Origin of the sequence: Capnocytophaga canimorsus (assembly GCF_002302565.1) — a bacterium.
GTDB classification, from domain to species: domain Bacteria; phylum Bacteroidota; class Bacteroidia; order Flavobacteriales; family Flavobacteriaceae; genus Capnocytophaga; species Capnocytophaga canimorsus.
In genome coordinates this window covers 397,736-414,255 of record NZ_CP022382.1, presented here as the reverse complement: position 1 = coordinate 414,255, position 16,520 = coordinate 397,736, and the positions used below count along the sequence as shown (strand labels likewise).

Below are 16,520 nucleotides of genomic sequence, written 5' to 3'. Positions count from 1 at the left end.
TTGGTGAATTTGTTGAAAAATATTTTTAAAAAAAGTTACGTACTTAGCTAGGTTTTATTTACTTTGCTTTCACAAATTAAGTTTTTTCATAAAAGATGTCATTATTTTCAGGGGAAGAAGAAAATTATGCGGTATTGCGCTTTGAATCAATGCTTAAGAAAAATCACGTGTTTTTCTTTGAAGTTGAGGAGTTTGAAGAAATCATAGGGCATTACTTAGATTTAGGGAAGATGAATAAAGCCAAACACGCCTTAGGTATTGGTTTACAACAACATCCTATGGCTACTTCGCTGAAATTATTGCAAGTAGAAATATTGATTTTTGAAGATCAATTGAAAGAAGCGTCAGTTATTTTAGAACAATTATTTGTATTAGAGCCTTCTAATTCAGAAGTTTATGTACAACAAGCTAATTTATATTCCAAACTGAAAAATCATCAAAAAGCTATTGAGCTTCTTCAACAAGCGATGAAATATACTGATGATGTAGCTGATATTTGTTCGCTTATGGCTATGGAATATCTGTTTATGGAGGAATACAGCAAGGCAAAATCGTGTTTTATACGTTGTTTAAAAGAAGATTCTCAGGACTATATGTCGCTTCAGCAACTTATTTATTGTTATGACGTTTTGGAGCAAAGTCAAGAATGTATAGCATTTTTGAATCAGTTTTTGAATCAAAGTCCGTATTGTGAAATAGCTTGGTATTATTTGGGTAAGCAGTACATCCATCAAGAGAATTTGCAAGAGGCATTGCGTTGTTTTGACTTTGCTATCATTAGTGATGATACTTTTACGGGAGCTTATTTTGAAAAAGCAAAAGTGCTGGAAATGTTCGGAGAGTATCAAAAAGCTATTGAAAATTATAAAATTACGCTTACTTTGGATGATGCCTCGCCACTAGTTTTCTTACACATCGGGAAGTGTTACGAAAAGATGAATGATGATGAAAGTGCCGAGAAGTATTATTTCAAAGCCGTTCAAGAGGATCCTCAGCTTAGCAAGTCGTGGATGAATTTGTCCGAGTTTTATTATTTGAGAGGTGAGTTTGCCAAGTCGTTAAAATATCTTTACAAAGTATTGCAACTTGAAGAAGAAAATCCGTTTTATTGGAAGCGATATGCCGAAATCAATTTGGCAGTTAATGACCTTAAAAAAGCCGAACAAGCCTTTGGTAAGGCTGTTGCTTTCGGTGATTACTCGTTGGATACCATATCAAATTGGTTGGATTTGTTGTTGTTGCACAAGCAATATCGGCAAGTTATTGAAATTATTTCTGATGTGGAGTATCTTTTTCCTAACGAAATCACTTTCGAGTACCGTTTAGCAGTGGCATATTGGGGTATTAACAACTTTTTCCAAGCTCAAAAACACCTTTCCAAAGCCATAGAAAAAGGGTGGGAGTGGGTGCCATTTTTCAATAAAAAATTCCCCGATTTCTTCAAAACCAGATTTGTACGAGAGATGCTCCAATAATAGTACAATAAAATTTAAGTAGATCAAACACACAGAATTTTCAAAATTTTATTACTCTTTATAAAGGTATCTGGCTATATTTTTCGGTTCATTAAATCAGTACCAAACTTTTTGAGTAGTTCTTTTTTGCTTTGCGGAATGTCTAAATTTTCAAGTATAGTAAAAGCCTCAAAAGTGTATTTTTTGATTTCTTCACGCAGAAAAACATCACTTTGAGTGTCTTTAAAAAGTTTTGTAGCCAGGGCTATTTTGTGAGTTTCATCAGTATTTTTGGAGGTATATAATTGCATTATTTGTTGGCGCTGTTCGGCATTGGCATTTTCCAAAGCTTTTAGAACTAGCATTGTTTTTTTGTTTTCTAGAATATCTCCACCGATGCGTTTACCGAAGTCTTTATCCCCGAAAGTGTCTAAATAATCGTCTTGTAGCTGAAAAGCCATACCGAGCAACACACCAAAATCATAGATTCGTTTTTTGTTTTCTTCTGAAGTTTTCGCTACAATAGCTCCCATTTGTAGGGCAGCTCCTACTAAAACAGCGGTTTTGTATTTTATCATCAGTAGGTATTCTTGTGGTTTTACATCGTTACGGGTTTCAAAATCCATATCGTGTTGTTGTCCTTCACAAACCTCTAAGGCAGTTTTGCTAAAAATTTGAGCAAGCTCTCTAAAAATGGTAGGTTCGTAATTTTCAAACAATTGATAGGCGATAATAAGCATTGCATCACCAGACAGAATAGCCGTGTTTAAGTCCCATTTTTCGTGTATGGTTTGTTGTCCTCGCCTTAAGGAGGCTTTGTCCATAATATCATCGTGAACCAAAGAAAAATTATGAAAGACTTCTACTGCCAATGCCGCATACATTGCTTTTTGATAATCCGTTCCGAAAATATCAGCTCCCATAAGGGTAAGTATTGGACGAATACGTTTCCCACCCAACTGCAGGATATAGTGCATAGGAGCATACAAATTGGCAGGTTCTTGTTTTTCTGGGAAATTTTCTAAACGTTTAAGGAAAGCTTCCCGATAACTTTCAATGATTGACATATTTTGTATAGGTTTTGGGGCTAAAGTACAAAAAAATATGATATTATAAAATTGTTGTAAATGTGCTGTTTTTTAGAGATATAGGTAGATGAGTTTTAGTTTAGCCTATAAAAATCTTTTCATTTAACGCTTCATTAAGGTTTACCAATCAAAATTTTTAATATCTTGCAGGGGTTTATGTAACAAAATTTGTTGAAGTTATTTACAATTAAAATTATTTGAATAATGGAAATTAATACTACTAATGGTCAAGGAGCTGTAAATATTAGCCAAATTAATGAAAAGATAGAACGTGAGAGTGTTTTTGTTGATATTCTTTCTCGGGAGATGAACAAAGTCATTGTAGGGCAGAAGCATATGGTAGATGCTTTACTTATAGGACTTTTAGGTCAAGGACATATTCTTTTAGAAGGGGTTCCTGGACTTGCAAAAACGCTTTCAATCAATACCTTATCCAAAGCTGTGAGTGGAAGTTTTAGTCGTATTCAGTTTACACCCGATTTGCTTCCTGCTGATGTTATCGGTACAATGACCTACAATATCAAACAAAATGAATTTTCTATCAAGAAAGGACCCATTTTTGCCAATTTCGTACTGGCAGACGAGATAAACCGAGCCCCAGCCAAGGTGCAATCTGCCTTACTAGAGGCGATGCAGGAAAAACAAGTAACCATAGGGGATAGTACCTTTGCTCTTGATAAGCCTTTTATGGTAATGGCTACTCAAAATCCTGTTGAACAAGAAGGTACATATCCGCTTCCAGAGGCTCAGGTTGACCGTTTTATGTTAAAAACGGTTATTGATTATCCGAAACTTGATGAAGAACAGTTTATTATGCGTAATAATCTTTCGGGTAACCAACCCCAAATAAATCAAGTGGTTAGCTTGCAGCAAATTCAAAACGCGCAACAAGTGGTTCGTGAGGTGTATATGGATGAAAAAATCGAAAAATACATTTTGGATATTATATTTGCTACGCGTTATCCTGAAAAATATAATCTTTCTGACCTCAAACCTCTTATCAATTTCGGAGCATCGCCTCGTGGTAGTATTAACTTAGCTACGGCCTCCAAGTGTCACGCCTTTATTAAACGTCGTGGTTATGTAATTCCCGAAGATGTAAGAGCGGTAATTTATGATGTGTTACGCCATCGAATTGGGATAACCTACGAAGCTGAAGCTGAAAACATTACTTCTGTTGAAATCATTAACAAAATTGTCAATACCGTTGAAGTTCCGTAGTTAAACAAATTGTTTTCCACATAATTTACTAGTAAACAAAGTCAATATTTAAGGTATAAAAAATAGTTGGCTTTGTTTATAACATCTTACGAATATTATACCTAACTTTAAGGTTTAAAGATTTATTTTGGCAATGGACACCAAAGAGATATTAAAAAAAGTACGAAAAATAGAAATAAAAACGCGTCGGCTTAGCGATAATATATTTGGGGGAGAGTATCATTCTACTTTTAAAGGACGTGGAATGACTTTTTCAGAAGTACGACCCTATCAGTATGGTGATGATATTCGCAATATCGATTGGAATGTAACTGCTCGTTATAATGAAACTTTCGTGAAAGTGTTTGAAGAAGAACGTGAACTTACCCTAATGTTAATGGTTGATGTTAGTGGAAGTGAGCTTTTTGGAACTTCTCAGCAATTTAAAAGCGAAATAATTACCGAAATTGCTGCAACATTGGCTTTCTCTGCACTTCAGAATAATGACAAAACGGGAGTTTTACTTTTTTCTGACCAAACAGAACTCTACATTCCGCCCAAAAAAGGAAAATCACATATTCTACGTATTATTCGTGAGCTTATTGAGTTCAAACCCAAGAGCCAAAAAACCAACATTGGTATGGCTTTTGAGTTTCTCAATCAGGTGATAAAAAAGAAAGCAATTGTGTTTATGCTTTCTGATTTTATGGATAAAAACTATCAGAAATCATTGCAAATTGCCGCTAGAAAACACGATGTTACAGGCATTCGGGTATATGACTATCACGAAATGACCTTGCCTGATTTGGGGTATGTAATGCTACAAGATGCCGAATCTGGAAAATTAGCTTATATAAATACGGCGTCAAGATCAAATCGTAGCCTTTATGAGAAATTTTATATTGAAAACGTCAGATATTTTGAAAATAGTATGCGTAAATCGGGTGGAGGTATTATTCATTGCCGTACCGATGAGAGTTATACTCAGAAATTATTAGCATATTTCAAACGAAGAGGGTAGTTTTTCGATGGATAAAAAACGAACAGAGTTTTATGACAACAAGTAAAAAAATAAATATACTTTTGTTTTTGCTTCTTTGGATTCAGTTGGGGTATACTCAAAATCCTCAAATAAAGGTAGAGGTAAATCCTACAGAAATTAAAATAGGGGAGCAAATTGAGTTTAAAATATCGGTAGAGGCAAACCAAACCGAAGGTAATGTGGTGTTTCCTCAGGGGCAGACCTTTATTCCGCTGGAAATGGTACGAGCCTCGGCGGTGGATACCTTGCTTCAGCAAGAAAAAATACGACTGACGAAAACGTATTTCCTTACCCAATTCGATTCAGGAAGTTATACGATTCCTCGTCAAAAAATTGAGGTGAATTCCAAATCGTACTACACGGATTCGCTTTGGGTTCAAGTCAGAAATATCCCTGTAGACACGTTAAAACAACCCTTATACGACATCAAGCCCATTATGGGAGTTGAAAAATCGAGCAGCTTCCCTTATCAGTTCCTTTTTTTTGTATTTGGCTGGTTAGCTGTACTTTTAATTTCGATATTGTTGGTACTACTTCGGAAGAAAAAAAGAGGATTTTGGTTTAAAAAGACACCTTTACCACCTTTTGAAAAAGCCATTTTAGGACTCAAAAATCTACAAAATTCCAAATATCTTATAGAATCTAAACATAAAGAATATTATTCGGAATTGACCGATATTGTTCGTGAATATTTGGAAGATGAGGTGCGTATTTTGGCAAAAGAAAGTACCACTGATGAGCTTTTAGGTAAAATAGAATTATTGCAAGAGAGCGGAAAACTATCCCTTTCTTCCGAAACAATAACCAATTTACGTAGCGTTTTACAAACTGCTGATTTGGTGAAATTTGCTAAAAATAAACCTGATGACAGTACGGCTGAAGATCATCGTGTGGTCATTGAAGATGTCGTTAAAAAGACCAAAGCCGCTATACCTGAGCCTACTTTGGAAGAAAAACTGCAAAATCAGGAATTTTTGAAAGAAATGGAATTGCAGAAAAGACAACGCCAAAAACGTATGTTACGTTGGGCTATTGGGCTTTTTTCTTTGCTTGTTTTGGGTGGAACTGCAACTTACTTGGGCTATAATTCATTCAAAGACACACTTTTATCTGACCAAACTACCCAATTGCTCAAAGGTAGATGGGTAACTAGCGCTTATGGGTATCCGCAAACGCAAATCACTACCCCTGAGGTGCTTAAACGTCAGAAAATGTACCAAATTAGTGGTTTTGAGCAAATGATATCACAACAACACGTCTTCGATTTTGGGGCAATCAATAGCAATTTATATATAATGACTTCGGTGATTGTTTTTCGCTCTGATGCACAAGGTCAGGAGCAAACCACATTAAACCCCGAAAAGGTCAATAATATAGTACTTTCACAACTTGAAAGGGCAGGTGGACAAAATATAACTACTCTTTCTGAAGAATATACTACGACACAGGGCGTAAAGGGCTTAAAATTATTTGGCAAAATGACCATTAAAGATCGTCGAGGTAATCCCTTTACAGCTTCGTATGAGTTGTATAGCTTTACAGAAAACGGAGCGCTTCAACAATTACTCATTACCTATAAAGAAAGTGATAAAAGTGCACGTGAAATTGCTCAAAAAGTAGTATATTCTATTGATTTTAAAAGAGATTGATTATGTTTAAAGAGGTCGTTTTTGCAAATCCGATATTTTTTTGGTTCTTACTACTGGTTCCTTTAGCAGTGGTTTGGTATGGCTTTTGGAATAAGAAATCAAAACCTACGCTTGTTATCTCTTCAATGGTTTGGTTTTCTGAGAGAAAAAGATTTACTACCTACTTGCAACATTTCCCTTTTTTACTTAAAATGTTGGCACTGGTGGCGTTTATCGTGGCTTTGGCTCGTCCGCAAACCCGTTCCGATTCGGCAAAAGTAAAAATAACCGATGGTATTGATATTGTTATGGCGATGGACGTTTCTTCTAGTATGTTAGCAAAAGATTTGAAGCCCAATCGATTAGAGTCACTCAAAAAGGTAGCAGCTACCTTTATTAAAAATCGAACGTCTGACCGTATTGGTTTGGTGGTATATTCAGGGGAAAGCTATACTAAAATTCCAGTTACTACTGATAAATCAATTATCTTAAAAGCACTAAATGAAATCACTTATGGTCAAGTAGAAGACGGAACTGCCATAGGAATGGGACTTGCTACGGCAGTAAATCGGCTCAAAGAAAGCAAAGCCAAAAGCCGTGTAATTATTTTACTTACCGACGGAGTAAACAATAGCGGTTTTATTGACCCACAAACCGCTGCTGAACTCGCCGCTGAATACGGTATTAAGGTTTATACTATTGGTATCGGGACTAATGGTATGGCATTGTCGCCCGTAGCTATAAACGCTGATGGTACTTTCGTTTATCAGAACACTCCCGTACAAATTGATGAAAAATTGATGCGTAAAATTGCCCAAATTACTGGCGGAACGTATTTTAGGGCTACCGACGAAAAAAAATTAGAACAGATTTATGAGGAAATCAATAAATTGGAAACCACTGAAATAGAAGAATTCAAATACACCCACGTGGAAGAGAAATTCCGATTTTGGGCTTTGCTCGGTGCTGTGTTGCTTCTTGCTGATTTTTTACTGCGTCATACCGTATTTAGAAGTTATATGTAATTGTTTTTTAAAAAATTATGAAGACGACTTTGGAATTTTTAAAACAATTAGCGAAAAATAATAATCGCGATTGGTTTTTACAGCATAAAGCTCAATATGAGTCTGTTGCTAAAAGTAATAAACGTTTTTTTGAGGCGTTATATCAGCAAATGCAACATCACGATAGCTTGGAGCGTATTCATATTTTCAGAATTTATAAAGACGTTCGTTTTTCAAAAGACAAAACGCCCTATAAAAATAATTTTGGTGTAGCATTTTCCAGAACGAAACCTTTACTTAGGGGCGGATATTACCTACATCTTGAGCCCGAAAAATCGTTTGTTGGTGGCGGATTTTGGGCGCCTGAACCTGCTGATTTACATCGTATTCGTAAAGAATTTGAAATTGATGAAACCTCCATTAAAGCAATTACAGAAGATTCTACTTTTAAAAAGTATTTTGGAGAACTACAAGGGGAAGATGGCGTAAAAACAGCTCCAAAGGGATTTGATAAAAATCATCCTGCTATAGCTTTGATTAAAAAGAAGCAATATGTAGTAAAACGCTCATTTACTGATGATGAGGTATGCTCAATGGATTTTCAGAAAGAAGTAATAGCCACCTTTTTGGCAATGCGCCCATTTTTTGATTATATGAGCGAGGTATTGACCACGGATTTGAATGGAACACCTATTATTTACTGATGCGAATTAACTTTAAAAGAAGATGATACATATAGAAGAAAAAATATATTTGTTGTTTTGCCTAACCATTTTACCTTTGGCACTGTTTTTTGTCATTTTCCGAATTATTAAAAACAAAAAGCAACGTCAGTTTACCAATGAGAGGCTTTTTAAAAGACTGGCACCAAATTGTTCTACCTTTAAACCTTGGCTTAAATTTGGATTACTTTCGCTGATTTTATTTCTTTTAGGTATTGCACTTTCCAATCCTAAAATAGGTACAAAAATGGAAACTGTAAAACGTGAAGGAGTGGATGTTGTTTTCGCTATAGATGTTTCCAAAAGTATGTTAGCGCAAGATGTATCGCCTAATCGGTTAGAAAAAGCTAAGCGACTGGTTTCTGAAACGTTAAATCAGTTAAAAGGCGATCGTGTTGGCATTGTAGCTTACGCTGCGAGTGCTTATCCGCAATTGCCTTTAACTACTGATTATTCAGCGGCACGTATGTTTTTACAAAGCCTCAATACAGATATGTTATCATCACAAGGTACCGCTATACAAGAAGCTATACAAATGGCAAGTAGTTATTTTTCAGATGCTAACCCTACGGCACGTATTTTGATACTTATTTCCGATGGGGAAGACCACGAAATGGGAGCTTCTGAAATCGCCTATGAAGCTGCCAATCAAGGCATACGTATTTACAGCATAGGCGTAGGCACTGAAAAAGGAAGTACTATTCCAATTGATAATGGTGGGAATATTTCGTATAAACGAGATAAGAACGGAGAGGTAGTCATCACCAAGCTCAATTCAGGTTTACTTTCCGAAATAGCACGTAATGCTAACGGAAGCTATATTGATGGTGATAATACCAGTAAGGCTGTTGAAGAAATTGTCAGTTTGCTTGACGGTATTGAAAAATCAGAATTTGAAACTCAGCAGTATGTGGACTATGCCGACCAATTTCAGTGGTTTTTATTTGCCGTTATCGTTATATTACTCATTGATTTACTTCTTTTTGAAAGAAAAACGGCTTGGGTGAAAAAGATAAATTTGTTTAATGAGAAAAGTGAGTAGTTTTCACCAAAAAGATATAAAAAATGAAAAAAATACTATTTATTTTGATGTGTATCGTTCCGCTATGGACACAGGCACAAACTCCAAAAGAAATTGAAAAAGCAGAATCGCTTTCAAAAAAATACACGCATCAGGGCAATGAAGCTTTTGAAAAAAATCAGCCGATAGAAGCTGAAACTGCGTATCGTAAGGCAATTTCCGAAAATAAAGACAATGCTACGGCTCAATTCAATTTAGGCAATACCCATTATCACGAAAAAAGTTACGCAGAGGCTTTTTCTCGATATAAACAAGCCAGTACTTCGCCACAGGCTAGCTATACTGAAAAGCAAAGTGCTTTTCATAATTTAGGAAATCTTTTTATGCAACAAAAAGCTTACGATCAGGCTGTTGAGGCGTATAAAGAAGCTTTGCGAAATAACCCCAATGACGAACAAACCCGATATAATTTAGCCGTTGCTAAAGAAATGCTCAAAAAAAATCCTCCACAAAATCAAGATAAAAAAGAGGATAAAAAGGAAGATAACAAAGAAAATAATAAAGAAAATAATAAAGAAAATAATAAAGATAACCAAGATAAAGATAATCAAAATAAAGATAACCAAGATAAAGATAATCAAAATAAAGATAATCAAAATAAAGATAATCAAAATAAAGATAATCAAAATAAAGATAATCAAAATAAAGATAATCAACAAGATAAAAACAATCCTGAATCTGATAAAAATAAAGACCAAAAGGATAAAGATAAAAGAGATTCTGAAAATCAGCAGGGAGATAACGATAAACAACAAGGAGAACAAGGAAAAGACCCTAAACAAGATGGGGAAGAAAACCAAGAAGACTATCAGGAGCAAGACGGAAGAAAACGTTCTTCTACGCTTTCCCCCAAGCAAATAGAACGAATTCTTGAAGCAATGAATCAAGAAGAACGAAAAGTACAAGAAAAGGTAAATGCTAAAAAAGTTAAGGGACGACCTATCAAATCAGATAAAGACTGGTAAAAGAAATAAATTATTATTTTTTTAACGTTAAAAGGATTAACTTTGCAATTGTTTTAAAATCAAATTATAATGTTCAAAACGTTTATAAATACATATCTACTATCTTTCTTTTTTTTATTTCTGTCGTTGCCAGCTCTTCAAGCACAAGTGGAGTTCACGGCAAGAGTAAGTAAAGACCGTTTAGGAATCAATGAGCGTTTGCGTATTGAATTTTCAGCAAATGAAGATGGAGATCATTTTACGCCTCCTGGTTTTGAAGGTTTTAAAGTAGTGATGCGCGAAAAAATTTCGGTGAGTAATGTTTGGATAAATGGCAAACGTACTTTCTCTAAAACTTTCGAATATGTGTTGGAGCCTACTGCCAAAGGAAAGTTTACTATTGGTTCAGCTTCCATTGAAATAAAAGGTAAAATATACAAATCCAATACAGTAGCAATTACAGTAACCGATGCGGTTAAAAATCCATCAATAAACAAAACTCCTGAAGATGTGGTAGATGATAATCTGTTTCTGACCACAGAAGTTTCTAAAACGAATCCTTATCTGAATGAAGCTCTCACAGTTACCTATAAATTATATGTTGGAAATCAGATAGGTATTTCGGGGCTTAACCCTATTGAAAGTCCTAAATTCCCTGATTTTTGGAGTCAAGAAATTTCACAACAACAGCGATATGAATATGAAGAATGTGAATATCAAGGGAAAAAATACAAATGTGTTGTTGTAAAAAAGGTAGTTCTATACCCTCAAAAAGCAGGAACTCTAACTTTAGAGCCTATAGTCTTGGATTTGGGAGTGGTTGTACCCACAGGTCAGCGTGATTTTTGGGGAGATGCCATAGTTACTCAAGTACAAAAACGAGTAACCTCAGGCAAGAAAAACATACAAGTAAAACCATTGCCTGAAAATGGTAAACCTGCTGATTTTACGGGAGCAGTAGGTAATTTTTCCTTCGCCGTAAATGCTTCTAAAACAACTCTTAAAGCAACCGAAGCACTACAAGTAAAAGTAGAAATAGCGGGAAGCGGAAATTTTAAACTATTTGATATTCCGAAAGTTAGTTTTCCTTCTGCTTTGGAGGTATATGACCCTGAGAAAAGTGACAATATCAATGTTTTAACCTCTGGAATGAGGGGACATATTCATCAGAATTATACCGTAGTTCCGCAGTATAAAGGGAAATACCCTATTCCTGCCGTTTCTTTTTCTTATTTTAATCCGCAAACACAAACATATGAGACTATAAAGTCAGAAGAGCTGTTAATAGATGTTGTTGAGGGAGCTAACTATAACGGAAATACTACTGAAAGCACTGTAAACAAACAAGCGGTTGCCACACAAGGAAACGAATTCCGATTTATACAATTAAATTCTGGGTTACATCCTAAAAATCAATCGTATTTCTTTGGTTCTCGCAATTATTATTTGTGGTTATTTTTACCGCTTTTAATAATTCCGATAGTTTTATTATTTTGGAAAATAAAACAGTCTAAAGATGCTGATTTAGAAGGAAACAAAGTTAAATTGGCCAACCGTTTAGCTAAAAAGTATTTAGGAGAAGCCAAACGAAAACTGGGTGAAAAGAATGCTTTTTATGAAGCACTAGAACGTGCTTTACACAATTATTTAAAAGCCAAGCTAAAATTAGAAACTTCTGAACTTAGCAAAGAAAAAATTTCGGAATTGCTATCCTTACGAGGGGTAAGTCAAGCAACTATAACCGAATTTTTACAATTACTGAAAAATTGTGAAATGGCTCGATATTCTCCTTTTGATGCCGTTTCTATGGAAAACGATTACCAAAAATCAGTTCAGACTTTATCTACCTTGGATAAACAGATTAAAAAGTAATAGTTATGAGGACAAATCGATATATTATCATAGTGTTTTTAATGGTTTTATGGGGGCAATGGGTATTGGCTCAGACCCCTGAGGAATTGTTTAAACAAGCCACTGAAAGCTACAATGCAGCCCAATATCAAAAAGCGATAGACCAATATCAAGGTATTTTGGATTTGGGACAAGAGTCGTCAGCTTTGTATTATAATTTAGCCAATGCACATTATAAGTTGAATAACGTGGCTGAAAGTATTTATTATTACGAAAAAGCATTGAAGTTAAATCCTGATAATGAGGATGCTCAAAATAATATCGTTTTTGCCCAACAAATGACGGTTGATGCTATAACACCTCTACCCAAAACTTGGCTCAGAGGCGTATCAGATCGTTTTATTTCTATATTTTCGCTTCAAGTTTGGTCGATTTTACCTATTTTAGGTGTTTTTGTGTTTGTAATGAGCTTTTTGTTGTATTATTTTTCACAGAAAACTATATTTAAACGTATTTTTTTCACCTTGATGCTTTTGGCTTTGATAGGAAGCATAGGTACGTATTTTATTGCTGATTTTCATAAAAAAAGTATTGAAAGTCAGCGATATGCTATTATGTTTGATAAGGCTACTCCAGTTTTTGCAGAGCCCAATGCTTACGGAGCTGAGATGTTTTCATTACACGAAGGCACAAAGGTCGAAGTAATTGATTATTTGAATGATTGGGTAAAAATACGCCTTGCTGATGGAAAAATAGGGTGGGCAAGGCAGACTACTTTACGGGTTTTATAACATCAAAAAAAAAAACAGTACTTGATTTGAAAATATAATATTCAAAAAAGTGTTATCGTTCAGATTAACACTAAAAATACTCATCTGTATTTTAACAACACTATCTAAAACTTTCTGTAATTCTTTTGAATTTAAAACAAGGCATTAGATTTTTTGGGTTCGTAAAAGGTAATGGCTATTCCTATAAGAATTAAAATTCCACCGATACTATTTTGTAAACTTATTGATTGATTTAAAAAAAGCCACTCAAAAAAAGTAGCAAATACAGCTTGACTTAGCAATGTTAACGAAACTCTTGTTGCTTTCATAAATTGAGTGGCGTAACTAATTAGTAACCAGGCAAAAATTTGACAAACAAGACCTTGTACCAGTAACGAAGCCCATCCTTGTGCAGAAAATCCCCAGAATGATTCTCCGGCAATTAGGTTTATAAAAAATAAAAAGATGGCACTACTGAGCGAACTGGTAGTAATGAAAGGAATAACCTGAACTTCTTGTAAGGTTTTCTTACTCAAGAGAATATATAAAGCATAAAAAAATCCTGAAAGTATCCCCAATAGAAAAGCAGTATCCAAAGAAAAGGTTCTGAAAACATCAATTCCTACAAAAACAACAACCCCAACTAAAGCTACTAAAACACCCCACCAAAACGTTCTTTTAGGTTTATTTTTTAAAAATAGAAAAGAAATTATCCCTACCCAAACGGGCGATAAATTGGTTAAAAGTGTAGCTTGTGTAGCAGAGGAATTTTGTATGGAAATATTCCAAACAGTAATATCCAACGCAAAAATAACTCCGCAAAGTAAAGTAGGATAGATAAAACGGGTGTGTATAAATTTTAAATTTCCTGAAAAATAGGCGTAAGGTACCAAAACCACCGATGCAATTGCCATTCGGTAAAAGGCAGAAATGAGCCCTGAACTCAGTTGCATACGTATTAAAATGGGAAAAATAGAAATACACAAAACACCTAAAAAAAGTGCCCAACGGGGTTTATTCATCATCTTTTTACTGATTTTCTTTCCACTTTATGTTACATCCTAAACTCGGTTTTTGAACGGGATTTATGTCTGTTCCTTCCAAAATAGCATCAAGGACAGCACGAATATCTTTTCCACTGACAGGGATTTGATTTTGAGGGCGAGAATCGTCCAATTGTCCTCTGTAAACCAAAAGCAAACTATGGTCAAAAACGTAAAAATCAGGTGTGCAAGCTGCATCATAAGCTTTAGCAACCTCTTGGGTTTCATCGTACAGATAAACAAACGGATAAGCCAATTCTTGAGCTGTTTTTTGCATCAATTCAGGGCTGTCTTCAGGATAATTCACTACATCATTACTACTTATGGCAATGAAAGCAATTCCTTTGGATTGATAGTCATTTGCCAAAGCCACCAATGCCGAATTGACGTGCTTTACGTAAGGGCAATGATTACATAAAAACATAATTACCGTTGCCTTTTCTCCTTTCAGTTCCGAAAGCGTTTTTTCATCATTACTGATGGTATCTAGTAACTTAAAGTCAGGAGCTAAGGTATTTAAAGGGAGCATGTTACTTGGGGTACGTGCCATACTTTAAAGTTATTTTTTCTTTTGAAAGCGAAGTTATAAAAAGGAATAAAAACGGGCTTTTTCTGAAAGAATAAGCCCGTTAAAAATTATTTATTAGTATTAAGCATCAATTTTAGCGTATTTGGCGTTTTTTTCAATGAATTCGCGACGTGGCGGAACATCATCACCCATTAACATTGAAAAGATGCGATCAGCCTCACTTCCGTTTTCAATGGTTACCTGACGAAGTGTTCTAAATTGCGGGTTCATAGTGGTTTCCCACAGCTGTTCGGCATTCATCTCTCCCAAACCTTTATATCGCTGTATATTAGTTCCCTGTCCGTATTCTTCGCTAAGAGCATCTCGTTCTTTGTCGTTCCAAGCGTATGCTTTTTTGTTTCCTTTTTTTACCAAATAGAGTGGAGGAGTGGCAATATAAACGTAGCCTTTTTCAATCAAATCACGCATATATCGGAAGAAAAACGTTAGGATAAGCGTAGTAATGTGTGAACCATCAACGTCAGCGTCACACATAATAACCACTTTATGGTAACGTAATTTTTCTAAGTTTAGTGCCTTAGCATCATCTTCAGTACCAATAGTTACCCCCAAGGCGGTAAATATATTTTTGATTTCTTCACTATCAAAAACCTTATGATGCATAGCTTTTTCTACGTTCAAGATTTTTCCTTTTAGGGGAAGAATAGCTTGAAAGTTTCGGTCGCGTCCTTGTTTGGCAGTTCCTCCCGCCGAGTCTCCCTCCACAAGGAATATTTCACACAATTCAGGATTTTGTTCCGAGCAGTCGGATAGTTTTCCTGGAAGTCCGCCACCGCTCATTACAGTTTTTCGTTGTACCAATTCACGGGCTTTTCTTGCGGCGTGACGCGCTTGTGCTGCGATGATTACCTTTTCAACAATGACTTTTGCATCGTTAGGGTGTTCCTCCAAGTATGCCTCAAGCATTTCTGATACGGCTTGTGAAACTACTGCCAAAACCTCACTATTTCCCAGTTTTGTTTTAGTTTGTCCTTCAAATTGGGGTTCAGCAACCTTAACTGAAACAATTGCCGTTAAGCCCTCGCGAAAATCTTCTCCCGAAATTTGAACCGGATTTTTCTTATCCTTACTCATTTTTTCAAGAAGTCCTGAACTATCAGCGTATTTTTTCAGTGTTCGGGTAAGTCCTCTACGGAAACCTTCTAAGTGCGTACCTCCTTCGTGAGTATTGATATTGTTTACGTACGAGTGTAGATTTTCCGAATAGGAATCGTTATAAACCATAGCTACCTCTACGGGAATTTCGTTTTTTTCTCCCTCCATAGCAATTACGTTGGAAATAATGGCAGGGCGATTTCCATCTAAATAACGAATAAACTCTTTAAGTCCGTTTTCAGAATAGAAAGTTTCACTTTTGAATTCGCCATTTTCTTCCCTCTCGCGTTTATCGGTAAGAGTAATAGTAATACCACGATTTAAAAATGCCAATTCACGCATACGTGTAGCTAGGGTATCATATTTGTATTCCAAGGTTTGTTGGAAAATAAGGTCATCGGGTTGAAAGGTAACTGTAGTTCCACGTTTTTGGGTATCACCCACCTGTTTTACAGGGTATAATACCTTGCCACGCTCATATTCTTGCTGCCATATTTTTCCGTCACGATACACAACTGCTGTTAGATGTGAGGAAAGCGCATTAACACACGAAACTCCTACACCGTGTAATCCTCCAGATACCTTATACGAGCCTTTGTCAAATTTACCTCCTGCACCAATTTTGGTCATAACCACTTGTAAAGCAGATACTCCTTCTTTTTTATGAATATCTACTGGAATACCTCGTCCGTTATCTTCTACAGTAATGGAATTATTTTCGTTAATGGTTACCGAAATGGTATCACAATATCCAGCTAAAGCCTCATCAATGGAGTTATCTACCACCTCGTAAACCAAGTGATGTAGTCCTCTTACGCCTACATCGCCAATATACATTGACGGACGCATACGAACGTGCTCCATTCCTTCTAAAGCCTGAATATTATCTGCTGAATACTGATTTGTATTTGTAATTTCGCTCATAATTCTTCAAAAAGTTCTTAATTAAAATCAATTTACAAAAATACGATTTTTTTTGTTATATCTGATGATATTTTTCTATCATCTG

The 16,520-nt window shown here is 35.5% G+C and carries 14 protein-coding genes; 10 read left to right on the top strand and 4 right to left on the bottom strand.

Going from position 1 to position 16,520, the window contains the following annotated elements; translation table 11 throughout:
- The first annotated feature begins 95 nt into the window (after positions 1-95).
- The gene (locus CGC47_RS01900) at positions 96-1,475 is read left to right on the top strand and encodes a tetratricopeptide repeat protein (RefSeq protein ID WP_013997312.1); all 1,380 of its coding nucleotides are present in this window, start codon (positions 96-98) and stop codon (positions 1,473-1,475) included.
- Between the two features lie 74 nt (positions 1,476-1,549).
- Here CGC47_RS01900 and CGC47_RS01895 read toward each other — a convergent pair whose 3' ends face one another.
- A complete protein-coding gene (locus tag CGC47_RS01895) occupies positions 1,550-2,521 on the bottom strand; it encodes a polyprenyl synthetase family protein (protein ID WP_095899913.1) in 972 nt (323 codons plus the stop codon).
- Between the two features lie 225 nt (positions 2,522-2,746).
- Between CGC47_RS01895 and CGC47_RS01890 the strand changes: the two genes are divergently transcribed.
- From CGC47_RS01890 to CGC47_RS01850, 9 genes are all read left to right on the top strand, one after another.
- Positions 2,747-3,763, top strand: a complete 1,017-nt coding sequence (locus CGC47_RS01890) for an AAA family ATPase (RefSeq protein ID WP_041998693.1) — start codon at positions 2,747-2,749, stop codon at positions 3,761-3,763.
- A gap of 133 nt (positions 3,764-3,896) precedes the next feature.
- The gene (locus CGC47_RS01885) at positions 3,897-4,763 is read left to right on the top strand and encodes a DUF58 domain-containing protein (RefSeq protein WP_095899912.1); all 867 of its coding nucleotides are present in this window, start codon (positions 3,897-3,899) and stop codon (positions 4,761-4,763) included.
- Between the two features lie 32 nt (positions 4,764-4,795).
- Positions 4,796-6,433, top strand: a complete 1,638-nt coding sequence (locus CGC47_RS01880) for a BatD family protein (protein ID WP_232779676.1) — start codon at positions 4,796-4,798, stop codon at positions 6,431-6,433.
- A 2-nt stretch (positions 6,434-6,435) separates the two neighbouring features.
- On the top strand, positions 6,436-7,437 hold the full coding sequence (locus CGC47_RS01875; protein WP_041998685.1) for a vWA domain-containing protein: 1,002 nt from the start codon (positions 6,436-6,438) through the stop codon (positions 7,435-7,437).
- A 17-nt stretch (positions 7,438-7,454) separates the two neighbouring features.
- Positions 7,455-8,120 carry a DUF2461 domain-containing protein gene (locus CGC47_RS01870; RefSeq protein WP_041998682.1) on the top strand — a complete coding sequence of 222 codons (666 nt, stop codon included), beginning with the start codon at positions 7,455-7,457 and terminating at the stop codon, positions 8,118-8,120.
- 22 nt (positions 8,121-8,142) lie between these two features.
- On the top strand, positions 8,143-9,180 hold the full coding sequence (locus tag CGC47_RS01865; protein WP_041998679.1) for a VWA domain-containing protein: 1,038 nt from the start codon (positions 8,143-8,145) through the stop codon (positions 9,178-9,180).
- Between the two features lie 23 nt (positions 9,181-9,203).
- Complete coding sequence (locus tag CGC47_RS01860) at positions 9,204-10,184, top strand: tetratricopeptide repeat protein (protein ID WP_041998676.1); 981 nt, start codon at positions 9,204-9,206, stop codon at positions 10,182-10,184.
- A 69-nt stretch (positions 10,185-10,253) separates the two neighbouring features.
- Entirely contained in the window at positions 10,254-12,035 is a 1,782-nt protein-coding gene (locus tag CGC47_RS01855) for a BatD family protein (protein WP_232779675.1), read from the top strand.
- 5 nt (positions 12,036-12,040) lie between these two features.
- Positions 12,041-12,805 carry a tetratricopeptide repeat protein gene (locus tag CGC47_RS01850; protein ID WP_041985562.1) on the top strand — a complete coding sequence of 255 codons (765 nt, stop codon included), beginning with the start codon at positions 12,041-12,043 and terminating at the stop codon, positions 12,803-12,805.
- A 131-nt stretch (positions 12,806-12,936) separates the two neighbouring features.
- Here CGC47_RS01850 and CGC47_RS01845 read toward each other — a convergent pair whose 3' ends face one another.
- The 3 genes from CGC47_RS01845 to gyrB all read right to left on the bottom strand — a co-directional run bounded on the left by CGC47_RS01845 (position 12,937) and on the right by gyrB (position 16,435).
- Positions 12,937-13,809, bottom strand: a complete 873-nt coding sequence (locus tag CGC47_RS01845; protein WP_095899911.1) for a DMT family transporter — start codon at positions 13,807-13,809, stop codon at positions 12,937-12,939.
- Positions 13,810-13,813: 4 nt separating this feature from the next.
- A complete protein-coding gene (locus CGC47_RS01840; RefSeq protein WP_041999231.1) occupies positions 13,814-14,377 on the bottom strand; it encodes a thioredoxin family protein in 564 nt (187 codons plus the stop codon).
- A 99-nt stretch (positions 14,378-14,476) separates the two neighbouring features.
- Positions 14,477-16,435, bottom strand: coding sequence for a DNA topoisomerase (ATP-hydrolyzing) subunit B (gene gyrB, locus CGC47_RS01835; protein ID WP_013997297.1), 1,959 nt, complete (start codon positions 16,433-16,435; stop codon positions 14,477-14,479).
- Between the last annotated feature and the right edge of the window lie 85 nt (positions 16,436-16,520).

Excerpts from the sequence above, each read along its gene's own strand:
- CGC47_RS01900 (WP_013997312.1), top strand. The coding sequence starts at position 96 with ATGTCATTATTTTCAGGGGAAGAAGAAAATTATGCGGTATTGCGCTTT.
- CGC47_RS01895 (WP_095899913.1), bottom strand. The coding sequence starts at position 2,521 with ATGTCAATCATTGAAAGTTATCGGGAAGCTTTCCTTAAACGTTTAGAA.
- CGC47_RS01890 (WP_041998693.1), top strand. The coding sequence starts at position 2,747 with ATGGAAATTAATACTACTAATGGTCAAGGAGCTGTAAATATTAGCCAA.
- CGC47_RS01885 (WP_095899912.1), top strand. The coding sequence starts at position 3,897 with ATGGACACCAAAGAGATATTAAAAAAAGTACGAAAAATAGAAATAAAA.
- CGC47_RS01880 (WP_232779676.1), top strand. The coding sequence starts at position 4,796 with ATGACAACAAGTAAAAAAATAAATATACTTTTGTTTTTGCTTCTTTGG.
- CGC47_RS01875 (WP_041998685.1), top strand. The coding sequence starts at position 6,436 with ATGTTTAAAGAGGTCGTTTTTGCAAATCCGATATTTTTTTGGTTCTTA.
- CGC47_RS01870 (WP_041998682.1), top strand. The coding sequence starts at position 7,455 with ATGAAGACGACTTTGGAATTTTTAAAACAATTAGCGAAAAATAATAAT.
- CGC47_RS01865 (WP_041998679.1), top strand. The coding sequence starts at position 8,143 with ATGATACATATAGAAGAAAAAATATATTTGTTGTTTTGCCTAACCATT.
- CGC47_RS01860 (WP_041998676.1), top strand. The coding sequence starts at position 9,204 with ATGAAAAAAATACTATTTATTTTGATGTGTATCGTTCCGCTATGGACA.
- CGC47_RS01855 (WP_232779675.1), top strand. The coding sequence starts at position 10,254 with ATGTTCAAAACGTTTATAAATACATATCTACTATCTTTCTTTTTTTTA.
- CGC47_RS01850 (WP_041985562.1), top strand. The coding sequence starts at position 12,041 with ATGAGGACAAATCGATATATTATCATAGTGTTTTTAATGGTTTTATGG.
- CGC47_RS01845 (WP_095899911.1), bottom strand. The coding sequence starts at position 13,809 with ATGATGAATAAACCCCGTTGGGCACTTTTTTTAGGTGTTTTGTGTATT.
- CGC47_RS01840 (WP_041999231.1), bottom strand. The coding sequence starts at position 14,377 with ATGGCACGTACCCCAAGTAACATGCTCCCTTTAAATACCTTAGCTCCT.
- gyrB (WP_013997297.1), bottom strand. The coding sequence starts at position 16,435 with ATGAGCGAAATTACAAATACAAATCAGTATTCAGCAGATAATATTCAG.